The organism is Serratia sp. FGI94 (genome assembly GCF_000330865.1).
Lineage (GTDB): Bacteria > Pseudomonadota > Gammaproteobacteria > Enterobacterales > Enterobacteriaceae > Serratia_B > Serratia_B rubidaea.
Map to the genome: position 1 here is coordinate 2050557 of NC_020064.1, position 15367 is coordinate 2065923.

Below are 15367 nucleotides of genomic sequence, written 5' to 3' on the forward strand. Positions count from 1 at the left end.
ATGCCACAGATTAACGCCGTTATTCTCGACTGGGCCGGCACCACGGTGGATTTTGGCTCCTTTGCGCCGACGCAGATTTTCGTCGAGGCCTTCCAGCAGGCCTTTGGCATCGCCATCAGTCTGGAGGAGGCGCGTATTCCGATGGGGCTGGGCAAATGGCAGCATATCGAGGCGCTGGGTAAACTGCCGGCGGTTGATGCGCGCTGGCGGGCAACGCTGGGGCGCGCCATGAGCCCGCAGGATATTGATGCGCTGTACGCGGCGTTTATGCCGCTGCAGATTGCCAAGGTGGTGGATTTCGCCGAGCCGATTGCCGGCGTGCCGGAGGCGATTGCCGAACTGCGACGGCAGGGGATCAGGATCGGTTCCTGCTCCGGCTACCCGCGCGCGGTGATGGAGGTGCTGGCGCCGGCCGCCGCCGCACGCGGCTACGCGCCGGATTATTGGGTGGCGACGGACGATCTGGCGGCCGGCGGCCGTCCGGGGCCGTGGATGGCGCTGCAGAATGTGATTGCGCTGGGGATTGACGCCGTTGCCCATTGCGTAAAGGTGGATGATGCCGTACCGGGCATTGCCGAAGGGCTGAACGCCGGCATGTGGAGCGTGGGGCTGGCGCTGTCGGGCAATGAGTTCGGCGCCCAGTGGCAGGAGTACCAGCGGATGGATGACGCCGAGGTAGAGCGCCGGCGGACGCGGGCGACGGAGAAGCTCTATGCCGCCGGCGCGCATTACGTGATTGATACGCTGGCGGAGCTGCCCGGAGTGGTAGCGGCGATTAACCGACGGTTGGCGGCGGGGGAGCGGCCGTAGCGCGGCGGGCATAAAAAAACCGGCGTCTTGGCGCCGGTTTTTTGTGGTGACGAAGGGGAGTTACTGGTGAGCCAGCTCCACGTCGTCTTCGCTGTCCATCACGGACTTGTCGGTTTGCTTCATCAGCTGGCTGGTGACGGTGCCGGCGGTCATGGAGCCGCTGACGTTCAGCGCGGTGCGCCCCATATCGATCAGCGGTTCGACGGAGATCAGCAGGGCGACCAGCGTGACCGGCAGGCCGAGGGCCGGCAGCACGATCAGCGCGGCGAAGGTGGCGCCGCCGCCCACGCCGGCAACGCCTGCGGAACTGACGGTGACAATCCCCACCAGCGTGGCAATCCACACCGGATCCAGCGGGTTGATGCCGACGGTTGGCGCAACCATCACCGCCAGCATCGCTGGATACAGGCCGGCACAGCCGTTCTGGCCAATGGTGGCGCCGAACGATGCCGAGAAGCTGGCGATTGACTCCGGCACGCCCAGACGACGGGTCTGCGCTTCCACATTCAGCGGAATGCTGGCGGCGCTGGAGCGGCTGGTAAAGGCGAAGGTGATAACCGGCCACACTTTGCGGAAGAATTTCACCGGATTAACGCCGGTAAAGCTCAGCAGCAGGGCGTGTACCCCGAACATAATCGCCAGGCCGAGGTAAGAGGCGACAACAAAGCTGCCCAGCTTGATGATTTCATGAATGTTGGAGCCGGCGACCACTTTGGTCATCAGCGCCATCACGCCGTATGGCGTCAGCTTCATCACCAGACGCACCAGCTTCATCACCCAGGACTGCAGGGTATCGATGGCGGTCAGCACGCGCTGGCCTTTCGCCTGATCGTCCTTCAGCAGCTGCAGCGCGGCCACGCCGAGGAAGGCGGCGAAGATCACCACGCTGATGATCGAGGTCGGGCTGGCGCCGGTCAGATCGGCAAACGGGTTTTTCGGTACGAACGACAGCACCAGCTGCGGCACCGTCAGGTCGGCGACTTTACCGACATAGTTGCTCTGAATCGCCGCCAGACGCGCGCTTTCCTGCGTGCCCTGCACCAGGCCTTCCGCGCTCAGGCCGAACAGGTTGGTGACCAGCACCCCCACCAGCGCGGCGATCAGCGTGGTGAACAGCAGCGTGCCGATGGACAGGAAGCTGATCTTGCCGAGCGATGAGGCGTTATGCAGTTTGGCGACCGCGCTCAGAATAGAGACGAACACCAATGGCATGACGATCATTTGCAGCAGCTGCACATAGCCGTTGCCGACGATATTGAACCAGCTAATGGATTCTTTCAGCAGTGGGTTTTCCGCACCGTAGATCAGCTGCAGCGCCAGGCCAAACACTACGCCGAGCACCAGACCTACCAGTACTTTTTTCGCCAGGCTCCATTGCTTATGGCGGGTTTGCGCCAACAGCAAAAGGAGGGCGACAAAAACCACCACGTTAATGACGAGCGGTAAATTCATCCCCGTGTCTCCAAATCTTTTCTTATATAAAAATGGCTACGCACCAGTGTGTAGCGATGTAAATATCGTAACAGTTTGCCGGGGCACCCACTTATACCCAAATGGAATGTCATATAACTTTTATTTTGTTTTTGTCTGTAATCTGAGCGATCGGGTGATAAAACGCGCGTTTTTTTGTGATCACCATCTGATATTTTTCAGCTGTTCAAAATATGACTGCACCGGGATGGTGCAGCCGCCCGGCCAGTAGATGGCGAAGGCGACCAGCGCGAGGCACAGTACGCGCTCCAGCTGATTGCCCTGCTGGGCATTGAGCAGCGGCAGACGAAAGCGCCAGCGGCAGGGCCAGAGCAGCGGCACGCCGGACGGGGTGAGCATATCGGCCAGCAGATGGCTGAAATAGCCGATAATCATGGCGTGCAGCGCATCGGCGGGGATGGGCCAGCTGCGCGGCACGTCCAGCTGGAACAGCATCATGCCGCCGGCAATGGCCAGCAGGCTGTGGGTAAAGCCGCGGTGGCCGAAGGCGCGGGCGATCGGTTTGGCGATCCAGCTCAGGCGCTGGCCGAGCACCGACTTGGGGTGATCGATATCGGGCAGCAGCGACGTCAGCAGGGCGGCGGGGATGATATGCCACCAGTCGCCGCCGGCGAGAACCGGCGTCACTTCCGCTTTCTTGGCGAAGATCGCGCAAGCGACAGAAAAAATAAGGTGTCCTTCCGCGGTCATGCTGGTTGCTATTCCGACTGGTAAACTGGTAATTTATCCAGTATATGGGGATTTTCCCAGTAATGGAATAGGTGACGCTGTAACTAATTGTGTGTTTTACTCTGCTTTACAAAGGGTTGAGTTATTTTTCGCACATTGCGCCAGAATTGTCCGCCATGTCGCCCCCGGCAGCGCACCGCAGCCGGGGGCGGATTGCTCAGCGCGCCAGCCAACCGCCGTCGACCGCCAACGTGTAGCCGTTAACATAGTCGGAGGCCGCCGACGCCAAAAAGACCACCGGCCCCATCATGTCCTGCGGCACGCCCCAGCGGCCGGCGGGAATGCGTTCCAGTATCTCCTGATTACGCGCCTCGTCGGCCCGCAGCTGCTGCGTATTGTTGGTCGCCATATAGCCGGGCGCCAGCGCGTTGACGTTAATACCGTGTTTGGCCCACTCGTTGGCCAGCAGGCGGGTCAGGCCCATTACCGCGCTTTTGGAGGCGGTGTAAGACGGCACGCGGATGCCGCCCTGGTACGACAGCATGGAGGCAATGTTGATAATCTTGCCGCCGCCGCCCTGCAGCATAAACTGCCTGGCCACCGCCTGTGACAGGAAAAACAGCGTCTTGGCGTTGATATTCATCACGTCGTCCCAGTCCTGCTCGCTGAAATCGATCGCGTCTTGCCGGCGGATAATGCCGGCGTTGTTCACCAGAATATCAATATGGCCGAACTCGGCGACGGCGCTGTCAATCAGCGCCGGGATGGCTTCGGTACGCCCGAGATCGGCATGCAGTTTGAGAAAGCGCCGCCCCAGCGCGCTGACCTGTGCGCTGGTGTGTGCGGGATCGCTGCGGTTGACGCCGACAATATCGCAGCCGGCCTGCGCCAGCCCGATCGCCATACCTTGTCCAAGCCCGGTGTCGCAGCCGGTCACCATGGCGACTTTGCCGGTTAAATCAAAAGGGTTGATGGTCATAGACATATTCTCGCGCCGTGCGGGCCGGCCGCACGGACAGGGTTGCTGCTTGACGGCCGGCGCGCAGCCGGCGACGAGGGTCAGCGCAGTTCGCTGACGGCCAGGTGATCCATATCGCCGAACACCTGATTTTCGCCCACCATGCCCCAGATAAAGGTGTAGCGACTGGTGCCGACGCCGGCGTGGATCGACCAACTGGGTGAAATGACCGCCTGCTCGTTGTGCACCAGCAGGTGGCGGGTCTCCTGCGGCTGCCCCATCATATGGAACACCGCGCTCTCTTCCGCCATATCGAAGTAGAAATAGACCTCCATACGCCGTTCATGGGTGTGGCACGGCATGGTGTTCCACAGGCTGCCAGCGGCCAGTTTGGTCAGCCCCATCGTCAGCTGGCAGGTCGGCAACACGTCGGGCACGATAAATTTGTTGATGGTGCGCCGGTTGCTGGTGGCGTCGTCGCCGAGGGTTTGCGGTGCGGCCTCGGCCAGGGTGATTTTCTTATTGGGGTAGCGGGTATGCGCCGGTGCGCTGTTGTAATAGAACTTGGCCGGCCGCTCGGCGTCGACGCTGCTGAAGGTCAGCTGTCTGGCGCCCTGGCCGATATACAGCGCTTCTTCCGTACCGATCTCGTAGCGCTGCCCGTCGGCCTCGATCAGCCCGGCGCCGCCGATATTGATAATGCCCATCTCCCGCCGCTCGAGAAAGTAACCGACGCCCAGCTGTTTGCCGACCTCATCGCCGATAGTGACGCTGCGCAGGCGCGGCTGGATGCCGCCGATGATAATGCGGTCAATATGGCTGTAGGTCATGGTGTACCGGTCGTCCTCGAAAATCTTCTCTATCAGAAATTCGCGGCGTAATCCGGCGGTGTCGAGCTGCTTGGCATGATCGCTGTGAATGCTTTGACGGACGTCCATCTCAGGGCCTCGCTGTGGTGAGAGGGAAGAAAAAGCCGGGCGGCTGACGTGCCGCGTGGCAGTGACAGCAAAGCCGCCGCCCGGCGTTTTCTGTGGTGTTGACAGCATAGAGCGCACGGCATATGAATTCAATAAAAATGAAATTGCGTTTTATTTATTTTTTGACGTGCGTCGACGTTTTTTAAACCAGACGCCCCGCCTGCCACGTCAGCGCGACGTGCAGGGGCGGGGCGGAGAAGGCGGGAGAGGCTCAGGCAAGGTGGGACGGCGTCAGCTGCTCCAGCGACGTCAGCTGATGGTCAGCCAGCGCCCAGCGCGGGTCCTGACGATACTCGGCGGCCGGCACCACGATGGAGCGCATGCGCGCCGCCTTCGTGGCGATCATGCCGTTGAACGAGTCTTCCAGCGTGATGCAGCGCAGCGGGTTGCTGCCCAGCCGTTCGGCGGCAATCAGGTACACTTCCGGGTGAGGTTTGCTGTACGGCAGATATTCTGCGGAGACCAACTGGTCAAAATAGTGTTCCAGGCCGAACATGTTCAGCACATGCTGCTGCATATGCAGCGGCGAGGCGGACGCCAGGCCGATATGCAGATCGAGGCTGCGGCACAGTTCCAGCGCCTGCCGCACGCCGGGCAGCAGTGGGCGACGTTCCTGCACCAGCTCAATGGCGCGTTCGATAATGCGGGCGGAAACCTGCTCCCGCGAGGTGCCCTGCCACGGCATGGCCTGATACCACATCTCCACCACCAGATCGATGCGCAGCCCCAGGGTATCCGGCAGTTTGTCACGGTCGGAAAGATCCAGACCGAGCGAACCGAAAATATCCAGTTCGGCCTGCAACCATAAAGGTTCTGAATCAATCAGCAAGCCGTCCATATCAAAAATTGCGCTTTCAATGCGTTGTGAATAAGCCATGGGTGCGTTAACTCCTGCCGCAGCGGTGGATGGAATCTCTGCGTTACTCTACCATTGCCTGCGCCGCGACCAAAATAGCCCGGCCGGGTGAGGCGCCGGCGCAAAGAAAACGGTGGGCTTGGCCGGGCAACTACGGGTAAACTCGCGGTTTATTACCGCTGCGTCGTTAACAAGGGGAACACATGACGTATCAACAGGCAGGGCGTATTGGCATTATTAAACAAATTCTGGGGTGGGTGCTGTTTATTCTGGCGCTGCTGTCGACGCTGATTTCATTGCTGAATTTTGTTTACCAATACAGTGAAAAAACCAAAGGCATCAACGCGGTGGTGATCGACTTCGTACATGTCATCGTCGATATGGTGCGCTTTAATACGCCATTCCTCAACCTGTTCTGGTATAACTCGCCGGTGCCGGGGCTGGATAAGAGCCTGTTCAGCGGCGGCAACCTGATGTTTATTATTATCTATCTGCTGATTTTCGTCGGCCTGGCGCTGCGCGCTTCCGGCGCGCGGATGACGCGGCAGGTGAAGTTTATCCGCGAACGTCTGGAAGACCAGCTGATTCTGGAACAGGCGAAAGGGACGGAAGGCCTGACGCGCGAACAGCTGGAGTCGCGTATTTCGCTGCCGCATCACAGCATTTTCCTGCAGTATTTCCCGCTGTATGTGCTGCCGGTGACGATTGCGGTGGTGGCCTACTTCGTGATTAGCCTGCTGGGCAAGCTGGCCGCGGGCGCCTAGCGGGCGAGGCGGAGACAGCTGGACGTGACGGGGCCTTAACGGCCCCGTTTTGCTTTAGGCGCCCTGCGGGTGCAACAGAGCGTCGATGGCCTGCTGCGCCGCCACCAGATGCTGCCCGCCGAACAGGTTGCTGCGGTTGAGCAGATAATAGAGCTGGTACAGCGGCTGGCGCTCGATAAAGTTTGTCGGCAGCGGCCAGACGCTTTGATAGCCGTCGTAGATTTGCGGCGGCAGCTCCGGGTAGAGCGGCAGCATCGCCAGATCGCACTCCCGGTCGCCCCAGTAACAGGCGGGGTCGAACAGTAGCGGCCCGTCGCGGGTCATGGCGCAGTTGCCCGGCCAGAGATCGCCGTGCAGCAGCGAAGGCTGCGGCTGGTGGTGCTGCAGACGCAGGTAGACAATATCCACCAGCTCATCGATATCGCCGAAGGACATGCCTTTCTCCGCCGCCAGCTGCAGCTGCCAGCCGATGCGCTGTTCGGCGAAGAATTCCGCCCAGCGGCGCTGCCAGGCATTGGGCTGCGGCGTGGTGGCCAGATGGTTGTCAAAGTCGAGGCCGAACTGCGGCTGTTCGCTCCAGCGGTGCAGATGCGCCAGCTGCTGTCCCAGGCAGTAGGCGCCGTGCGCATCCAGCGGTTTGAGTTCCAGATGCTCCAACAGTAAAAAACTGTAGTCGCGATCGCTGCCCACGCCGTACACCTCCGGCACGCGCACCGTTTTGCTGCGGGCCAACAATGCCAGCTGATCGGCTTCTGCGGTAAAAACAGGCAGTAACTCCCGGGCGTCGTTTTTCACGAACACCGCGTTGTCACCGTAACTCACGCGCCATGCCGGGTGGATTTCGCCACCGGGCAGTTCAGTCCTTTCGCGGATTTCTGCGCTGCCAAGATGTTCACTTAACAGACGGCTAACGGCTTGCCACATGGTATTCCCCCTCTGTGTTGCCTGCTGTTTGAATAGCTTAGCGTCTTTAACGGCGTGAAAACTCGATGTGGCGCACAGCCGGCATTAATCATTTGCCGGTTTTTTTACCGCCCGCCATCGCTCAAAGTATATACGCTATTGATTAATTTAAGTACAGCTCGGCGGTCGCGGGCGATTTTCTACGCCGGACGCGCGGCAGCAACTGAGCGGGTAGGTGTGTTCATGCGATGGTGCTCCATACGATGGGCGAAAACCGTAATTGGCACCATTTTGCGGCGTAACCGGCCTAAAGAAAGAGCCGGTTACCACCATTTTTATTGGTCCATTATCAGCGGCGCGCGGCGGTTTCCAACGTCGCGGTGGCGTGACGGCGTAACGTGCGCCAGCGGCTGTACAGCAGCGCCAGCACGAACAGCACCGCCTGCACCAGGACGATGCAGGGGCCGGTGGCGCCGTCTATCTGGAAACTGATCAGCGTACCAAGCACACAGGAGAAGACCGACGCCACGATGGCGACCAGCAGCATGCGATCAAAACTACGGCACAGCAGGAAAGCGATAATGCCCGGCGCGATCAGCATGGCGATCACCAGTATCACCCCCACCGCCTGCAGCGCGGCGACGATGGTCAGCGCCAGCAGGCACAGCAGGCCGTAGTGCAGCAGTTTGACCGGCAGGCCGACGGCGCGCGCGTGGCTGGGATCAAAGCAGTACAGCATGAAGTCTTTGCGCTTGAGCAGCACCACCGCCAGCGTAATGCCGGCAATCCACAGCGTTTGCCGCAGCTCGCCGTCGGTAATGCCGAGCATATTGCCGAACAGGATATGGCTGAGGTGCTGGTCGGTATCCACCCGAGAAAACAGCACCAGGCCGAAGGCGAACATGCCGGAAAAGACGATGCCCATCACGGTGTCTTCTTTGACCCGGCTGTGCTCTTTCAGATAGCCGGTAGCCAGCGCGCAGAAAATTCCGGACAGAAAGGCGCCGATGGCCAGCGGAATACCGGTGACAAACGCCACCACGATGCCGGGCAGCACCGCGTGTGAGATGGCGTCGCCCATCAGCGACCAGCCTTTGAGCACCAGATAGCAGGAGAGCACTGCGCAGACGACGCCGGTGACGATGGCGGCAATAATCGCCCGCTGCATAAACAGGTAGGCGAACGGCTCACTCAGCCATTGATACAGCAGCTCCATCACTCTTCCTCCTGCGGGCCGGCGTGGTGTGCGGCCCGGCGTCGGGACGCCAGCAGGCCATGTTTGGGCGCAAGGACGAACGCCAGCAGAAACACCAGGGTTTGCAGCGTAACGATCACGCCGCCGGTGGCGCCGTCAAGGAAGAAGCTCAGGTAGGCGCCGGCGGCGCTGGTCAGCGCGCCGATGCACAGGGCGATGACGATCAGCCGGCTGAAGCGGTCGGTCAGCAGATAGGCGGTAGCGCCGGGAGTGATCACCATGGCGATCACCAGTATCGCCCCGACGGTTTGCAGCGCCGCGACGGTACAGGCGCTGAGCAGGGTGAAAAACAGAATTTTCAGCCGCAGCGGCGACAGACCGATGGAGACGGCGTGGCTTTCGTCGAAAAACACCGCCAGCAGATCTTTCCACAACAGGCAGAGGATCAGCAGCGAAACGCCGATGATAATTTCCACCTGCAGCACGTCTTCATCGGCGATGCCGAGAATATTGCCGAAGATAATCGACTGGACGTTGACCGAGGTCGGGTTCAGGGAGACGATCAGCAGGCCGGCGGCGAAAAAGGTGGAGAAGATAAAGCCGATAATCGCGTCTTCGCGCAGGCGGGTGATATGGCGCACCAGCGTCATCGCCAGCGCCGCCAGCATGCCGGTGAAGAAGGCGCCGGCGGCGTAGGGCAGCCCCAGCGCGTAGGCGCCGGCCACGCCGGGCACCACCGAGTGCGACAGCGCGTCGCCCATCAGCGACCAGCCCTTCAGCATCAGGTAGGCGGAGAGGAAGGCGCAGGCCGCGCCGACGATGGCGCTGACCCAGATGGCCTTCACCATGTAGTTGTAGTTAAAGGGCTGCAGCAGGATTTCCACCATCAGGACCGTTGCTCCTTTTTCCCTTGCGGCTGGCTTTTGGCCGGCGGATCGCTTTTGCTGTGGCCGTAGAACACCGCCGGACGCTCGTCATCGGTCAGCACCGTCAGGGTGCGCGGGTCGTTATCATCGTGCAGGTCGGTGCCGGAGAGATTGATATGGCGCAGTACGCCGCCAAAGGCCTGCTCCAGATTGCTCTGGGTGAAGGTGGTGGCCGTCGGCCCGGCGGCCAGCACGGTGCGGTTGATCAGGATCACCCGGTCGCAGAACTCGGGCACGCTGCCGAGGTTATGGGTGGACACCAGGATCAGATGCCCTTCATCGCGCAGCGCCCGCAGCAGGTCGATAATGGCGTTCTCGGTTTTCACATCCACGCCGGTAAAGGGTTCGTCCAGCAGCAGCACCGTGCCCTGCTGCGCCAGCGCGCGCGCCAGGAACACCCGCTTTTTCTGGCCGCCGGACAGCTCGCCGATCTGCCGGTGGCGCAGGGCGGTCAGCCCCACGCGCTCCAGCGCGGCGGCGACCCGCTCGCGATCCTCACGCGTGGGGATACGCAGGAAGTTCATTTTGCCGTAGCGCCCCATCATCACCACGTCCTCCACCAGCACCGGGAAGTTCCAGTCCACGTCTTCGGTTTGCGGCACGTAGGCGATCAGGTTTTTCTTCAGCGCGGCGGCGATCGGTTTATCGTTCAGCGCCACCTGGCCGCGGGTGGGGCGCACCAGCCCCATAATGGTTTTAAACAGCGTTGACTTGCCGCTGCCGTTGACGCCGACCAGCGCGCAGATGGCGCCGCCGTCGAGGGTAAAACTGGCGTCGAAAATGGCGGTGTGGCCGTTGTTATAGGTCACGGTGACATCGTCGACGCGCAGCGCCGGCCGGATAAAGGTCTCGGCGCTCATTGTTTAAATCCTTTGGCGATGGTCTGCACGGTGACATTCAGCAGATCGATGTAGGTCGGCACCGGCCCGCCGGCGGCGGAGAGCGAATCGACATACAGCACGCCGCCGTACTGTGCGCCGGTCTCTTTGGCGACCTGTTTGGCCGGCTTATCGGAAATGGTGCTTTCGCTGAACACGACCGGGATATGGTGGCTGCGCACCGCGTCAATCACCCGGCGCACCTGCTGCGGCGTGCCCTGTTCATCGGCGTTGATCGGCCACAGATAGATCTCTTTCAACTGATAATCCTTCGCCAGATAGCTGAAGGCGCCTTCGCTGGTGACCAGCCAGCGCTGCGCGGCGGGAATACGCGCCAGGCGCTCACGCAGCGGCGCGTCGAGCGCGGCGATCTTTGCGCTGTAGGCCTTGGCGTTGCGGTTGTAGACCTGCGCATTGGCCGGATCGTGTTTGACCAGCGCCTGGCGGATATTTTCGATGTAGACCAGCGCGTTGGTGGGCGACATCCAGGCGTGCGGGTTAGGGTTGCCGTTGTAAGGCCCTTCGCGGATCGGCAGCGGGGTAATGCCTTCGGTGACGACGGCGGCGGGCACCTGTTTGATATTTTCAAAGAAGCGCTGGAACCAGCGTTCCAGATTCATGCCGTTCCACAGGATCAAATCGGCGTGCTGCGCCTTGACGATATCGCGCGGGGTGGGCTGGTAATCGTGGATTTCCGCGCCGGGCTTGGTGATGGATTCCACCACCGCGGCGTCGCCCGCCACATTTTGCGCAATATCCTGAATAATGGTGAAGGTGGTCACCACGTGCAGCTTCTTTTCCGCCAAGGCGGTGGGGCTGAGCAGGGCGCCGGCGCACAGCAGGGCGCACAGGGTAAGCGGACGGGCGGCGCGGACTAACCGGCGCAACGGCGGTAACACGTGGTGTTTCAGCGGCATGGTGACTCCCTAGAGGTTAAATGAAAATGATTATCAATATCAATTGGGCGCAGGTCAAGCGTCACATGTCGCTGGTGGCGAATTATTTTCATCGGATTAACGGCGGCGGTTTTATGTATCCTCATGTAACTGTCTGACATATTCATCCCAGGCGATCAGCGTGACCTGCGGCGTTTTTCCCAACGCAACCTGTCCCATTCCCTGCGCCAGCCTTTCGACATCCTGTTGATTTAGCGCAGTAATAATCGCATAGCTATTGCTGCCCAGCTCGTGAGAAACCCCGTTTTCATCTACCACGGTGGTGGTGAAACCCTCGCGGGTCAGCTGGCCGGTGAGCTTCGCCAAATCGGTTAATCCGGCCTCCTGATAGTGAAAAGTCACCACAAAACACATGGTTGCCGATTGACTCATAAATCACCTCTTGGTATATGGATAGCTTGAGAATAGACCAAAAAAGTGATGCAGGCGTCCTTAACCGTTGTCTATGCGACGCAACTCATTGAAAGGAGTGAAGGATTCCGTGAGAACCAAGATTGGTTGCCTGATGGCAATTACGCTTTTAGCGGGCTGTGCGAAAGACCCGCAGACCACCAGCAGCACAACGGGCGCTGGCGGCACCCCTTCCGGGGGCTGGCTGCAGCCGCCGTCGCCGCGGCAGACAGCGAGCAACCACACCGGTACGCCGGTGGCGTACAGCGACTATATTCGCCAGGCCGCCAGCAATTACGGCGTGGATGAAAACCTGATTAAGGCCATTATTCAGGTGGAATCCGGTTTTAATCCTCTGGCGGTGAGCAAGTCGAACGCGGTAGGGCTGATGCAGCTCAAGGCGTCGACGGCCGGGCGCGACGCCTACCGGATGAAAGGGCGACGTGGGCAGCCAAGTTCGCGGGAGCTGAAAGATCCGGCGGTGAATATCGATCTGGGCGCGGCCTATATCAATATCCTCCAGGCGCAGCTGGCCGGGATCAACGATCCGAAAACGCGGCAATACGCCACCATCGTCTCTTACGCCAACGGTGCGGGCGCTATGCTGCGTACGTTTTCCTCGGACCGGCGCGTGGCGGTCAACCGCATTAATCAGCTGACCCCGGACGAGTTTTACCAACATATTCAAAAGAAGCATCCGGCGCCGCAGGCACCGCGTTACCTGTGGAAAGTGACCACCGCCTATCAGGCGATGGAATAGTCTGTGATAAATGTTACAAACCGGTTGCAAATTGACCGGTTTTTCTCCCTTTAGTAGCTAAAAAAAGCGACCAAGCTCCCATTTCTAATCATTCTTGCCGAGAATTATGAAAAAACCGCACGAAAAGTTCATGCGGGTCGGCAAGGCAATTCTTTGCGTTCATTCAATAAGTTACCGGTAACATTTTTGCTAAAGTTTACTTTTTGGCCTTCAATAAATAGACAAAAAGGTTACAAAATATTTTTAAAACCCGCATCAACCGCACGGTTGAGGTTAAATAGTTGTGATTATATTTGGATGGAATGTGATATGTCGGACAATAAAACTAACAATTCTCGGCGCGATTTCTTACTGAAATCGGTGACCTTGATTCCTGCAGCGGTGATTGGTGGCAGCAGCGTTGGCGCGCTGACGGCCCCCGCACCGGCCGTTGCCGCTGATGACGCACCAAAAAACCATGATTACCAACCGACCTTCTTCACACCTGAAGAGTGGGCCTTCATCAACGCCGCGGTGGCGCGTTTGATTCCGGCTGACGATCGCGGCCCGGGGGCGCTGGAAGCCGGCGTGCCGGAGTTTATCGATCGTCAGATGAATACGCCGTACGCTACCGGCTCCATCTGGTATATGCAGGGGCCATTCAACCCTGACGTGCCGAAAGAGATGGGCTACCAGCTGCCGCTGGTGCCGAAGCAGATTTATAACCTGGGCATCGCCGAGGCGGACGCCTACAGTAAAAAACAGCACGGTAAAGTGTTTGCCGAGCTGACGGATGCGCAGAAAGATGCGCTGCTGCAGGATATGGAGGCCGGTAAAGCGGCGTTCGAGCAGCTGCCGTCCAAACTGTTTTTCTCCTACCTGCTGCAAAACACCCGTGAAGGCTTCTTCAGCGATCCGATCCATGGCGGCAACAAAGACATGGTCGGCTGGAAGCTGATTAATTTTCCGGGCGCTCGCGCCGACTTTATGGACTGGGTTGAGCGAGGGGAACGTTATCCCTTCCCGCCGGTATCAATTCGTGGGGAAAGGGGATAACAATGGCAACGCTAATGAAGAAAAAGGACGTGGTAATCGTCGGGTTCGGCTGGGTCGGCGCCATTATGGCGAAAGAGCTGACCGAAGCCGGGTTGAATGTGGTGGCGCTGGAGCGCGGCCCGATGCGCGATACCTATCCGGACGGCTCTTACCCGCAGGTGATCGACGAGCTGACCTACAATATTCGCCGTAAACTGTTCCAGGACCTGTCGAAAAGCACGGTTACTATCCGTCACAACAGCAGCCAGACCGCGGTGCCGTACCGTCAGCTGGCGGCGTTCCTGCCGGGCACCGGCGTCGGCGGGGCCGGTCTGCACTGGTCGGGCGTCCATTTCCGTGTCGATCCGATCGAACTGCGGATGCGCAGTCACTATGAAGAGCGCTACGGCAAGAACTTTATTCCGAAGGATATGACCATCCAGGATTTCGGCGTGACCTACGACGAACTGGAGCCGTACTTCGATAAGGCGGAGAAGGTGTTCGGCACCTCCGGCACCGCTTGGTCGATCAAGGGTAAAGTGGTCGGCGAAGGCAAGGGCGGCAACCGCTTTGCGCCGGATCGTTCCGACGACTTCCCACTGCCGGCGCAGAAAAACACCTATTCCGCGCAGCTGTTTGAAAAGGCTGCACGCGAAGTGGGCTATCACCCGTATAACCTGCCGTCCGCCAACACCTCAGATTCCTACACCAACCCGTACGGCGCGCAGATGGGGCCGTGCAACTTCTGTGGTTTCTGCAGCGGCTACGCCTGCTATATGTATTCCAAAGCCTCGCCGAACGTAAACATTCTGCCGGCGCTGCGGATGGAAAAACGCTTTGAGCTGCGCACCAACGCCAACGTGCTGAAAGTGAACCTGACCGACGATAAATCGCGCGCCACCGGCGTGACCTATGTCGACGCGCAGGGGCGTGAAGTGGAACAGCCGGCCGATCTGGTGATCCTCGGCGCCTTCCAGTTCCACAACGTGCACCTGATGCTGCTGTCCGGCATCGGCAAACCGTACGATCCGGTGACCGGCGAAGGCGTGGTCGGGCGTAACTTCGCCTACCAGAACATGACCACCATCAAGGCGTTCTTCGACAAGAATGTGCACACCAACCCGTTTATCGGCGCCGGCGGCAACGGCGTCGGGGTGGATGACTTCAACGCCGACAACTTCGACCATGCGAAAGAGGGCTTCGTCGGCGGTTCGCCGTTCTGGGTCAACCAGGCGGGCACCAAACCGATCTCCGGCGTACCAACGCCGGCGGGCACGCCAAACTGGGGCAGTGAGTGGAAAGCGGCGGTGGCGGATGCCTACACCCACCACGTGTCGATGGACGCCCACGGCGCGCACCAGTCCTATCGCAACAACTATCTGGATCTGGACCCGAACTACAAAAACGTGTTCGGTCAGCCGCTGCTGCGCATGACCTTCGACTGGCAGGAAAACGACATCAAGATGGCGCAGTTCATGTTCAATAAGATGGAACCGATTGCCAAGGCGATGAACCCGAAACATATCATCGGCAGCCCGAAAAATGCCGACAGCCACTTCGATACCACCAGTTACCAGACCACCCATATGAACGGCGGCGCGGTGATGGGGGAAGATCCGAAGACCAGCGCGGTGAACCGTTACCTGCAGAGCTGGGATGTACACAATGTGTTCTCTATCGGCGCGTCGGCCTTCCCGCAGGGGCTGGGCTACAACCCGACCGGCACCGTTGCGGCGCTGGCGTACTGGTCTGCGCGCGCGATCCGCGAGCAGTATCTGAAGAACCCGGGCCCACTGGTGCAGGCATAAGGACGGCTGATG

The 15367-nt window shown here is 59.8% G+C and carries 16 protein-coding genes; 5 read left to right on the forward strand and 11 right to left on the reverse strand.

The window, feature by feature from the left end; genetic code table 11:
- Positions 1-810 carry a phosphonoacetaldehyde hydrolase gene (gene phnX, locus D781_RS09350; RefSeq protein ID WP_015672077.1) on the forward strand — a complete coding sequence of 270 codons (810 nt, stop codon included), beginning with the start codon at positions 1-3 and terminating at the stop codon, positions 808-810.
- Positions 811-870: 60 nt separating this feature from the next.
- On the opposite strand, the gene D781_RS09355 is transcribed toward phnX, so the two are convergent.
- From D781_RS09355 to hxpB, 5 genes are all read right to left on the reverse strand, one after another.
- Positions 871-2262 carry an L-cystine transporter gene (locus D781_RS09355; protein WP_015672078.1) on the reverse strand — a complete coding sequence of 464 codons (1392 nt, stop codon included), beginning with the start codon at positions 2260-2262 and terminating at the stop codon, positions 871-873.
- Between the two features lie 180 nt (positions 2263-2442).
- Positions 2443-2991 carry a metal-dependent hydrolase gene (locus D781_RS09360; RefSeq protein WP_015672079.1) on the reverse strand — a complete coding sequence of 183 codons (549 nt, stop codon included), beginning with the start codon at positions 2989-2991 and terminating at the stop codon, positions 2443-2445.
- A 196-nt stretch (positions 2992-3187) separates the two neighbouring features.
- Positions 3188-3949: a 2-dehydro-3-deoxy-D-gluconate 5-dehydrogenase KduD gene (gene kduD, locus D781_RS09365; RefSeq protein ID WP_015672080.1), complete on the reverse strand. Its 762-nt coding sequence runs from the start codon at positions 3947-3949 to the stop codon at positions 3188-3190.
- An 80-nt stretch (positions 3950-4029) separates the two neighbouring features.
- On the reverse strand, positions 4030-4866 hold the full coding sequence (kduI, locus tag D781_RS09370) for a 5-dehydro-4-deoxy-D-glucuronate isomerase (protein WP_015672081.1): 837 nt from the start codon (positions 4864-4866) through the stop codon (positions 4030-4032).
- Positions 4867-5116: 250 nt separating this feature from the next.
- Positions 5117-5782: a hexitol phosphatase HxpB gene (gene hxpB, locus D781_RS09375; RefSeq protein ID WP_015672082.1), complete on the reverse strand. Its 666-nt coding sequence runs from the start codon at positions 5780-5782 to the stop codon at positions 5117-5119.
- Between the two features lie 182 nt (positions 5783-5964).
- Between hxpB and D781_RS09380 the strand changes: the two genes are divergently transcribed.
- On the forward strand, positions 5965-6525 hold the full coding sequence (locus tag D781_RS09380; protein WP_015672083.1) for a YniB family protein: 561 nt from the start codon (positions 5965-5967) through the stop codon (positions 6523-6525).
- A gap of 54 nt (positions 6526-6579) precedes the next feature.
- On the opposite strand, the gene D781_RS09385 is transcribed toward D781_RS09380, so the two are convergent.
- The 6 genes from D781_RS09385 to ghoS all read right to left on the reverse strand — a co-directional run bounded on the left by D781_RS09385 (position 6580) and on the right by ghoS (position 11755).
- Complete coding sequence (locus D781_RS09385) at positions 6580-7449, reverse strand: fructosamine kinase family protein (RefSeq protein ID WP_015672084.1); 870 nt, start codon at positions 7447-7449, stop codon at positions 6580-6582.
- Positions 7450-7777: 328 nt separating this feature from the next.
- Positions 7778-8644 (reverse strand): metal ABC transporter permease, encoded by an 867-nt coding sequence (locus D781_RS09390; RefSeq protein WP_015672085.1) that lies wholly within the window; start codon positions 8642-8644, stop codon positions 7778-7780.
- Positions 8644-9510 carry an iron/manganese ABC transporter permease subunit YfeC gene (yfeC, locus tag D781_RS09395; RefSeq protein WP_015672086.1) on the reverse strand — a complete coding sequence of 289 codons (867 nt, stop codon included), beginning with the start codon at positions 9508-9510 and terminating at the stop codon, positions 8644-8646. Before yfeC ends, D781_RS09390 begins: the two co-directional genes overlap by 1 nt.
- The gene (locus D781_RS09400; protein ID WP_015672087.1) at positions 9510-10409 is read right to left on the reverse strand and encodes a manganese/iron ABC transporter ATP-binding protein; all 900 of its coding nucleotides are present in this window, start codon (positions 10407-10409) and stop codon (positions 9510-9512) included. The genes yfeC and D781_RS09400 overlap by 1 nt, the downstream gene beginning before the upstream one ends.
- A complete protein-coding gene (locus D781_RS09405; protein WP_015672088.1) occupies positions 10406-11344 on the reverse strand; it encodes a metal ABC transporter substrate-binding protein in 939 nt (312 codons plus the stop codon). The genes D781_RS09400 and D781_RS09405 overlap by 4 nt, the downstream gene beginning before the upstream one ends.
- 111 nt (positions 11345-11455) lie before the next feature.
- Positions 11456-11755 (reverse strand): type V toxin-antitoxin system endoribonuclease antitoxin GhoS, encoded by a 300-nt coding sequence (ghoS, locus tag D781_RS09410; protein WP_015672090.1) that lies wholly within the window; start codon positions 11753-11755, stop codon positions 11456-11458.
- 109 nt (positions 11756-11864) lie between these two features.
- Here ghoS and D781_RS09415 point away from each other — a divergent pair, with 109 nt between their 5' ends.
- From D781_RS09415 to D781_RS09425, 3 genes are all read left to right on the forward strand, one after another.
- Positions 11865-12533, forward strand: coding sequence for a transglycosylase SLT domain-containing protein (locus D781_RS09415; protein ID WP_041411781.1), 669 nt, complete (start codon positions 11865-11867; stop codon positions 12531-12533).
- A 309-nt stretch (positions 12534-12842) separates the two neighbouring features.
- A complete protein-coding gene (locus tag D781_RS09420; protein WP_015672092.1) occupies positions 12843-13568 on the forward strand; it encodes a gluconate 2-dehydrogenase subunit 3 family protein in 726 nt (241 codons plus the stop codon).
- Between the two features lie 2 nt (positions 13569-13570).
- Positions 13571-15355, forward strand: coding sequence for a GMC family oxidoreductase (locus tag D781_RS09425; RefSeq protein ID WP_015672093.1), 1785 nt, complete (start codon positions 13571-13573; stop codon positions 15353-15355).
- Positions 15356-15367: the final 12 nt, after the last annotated feature.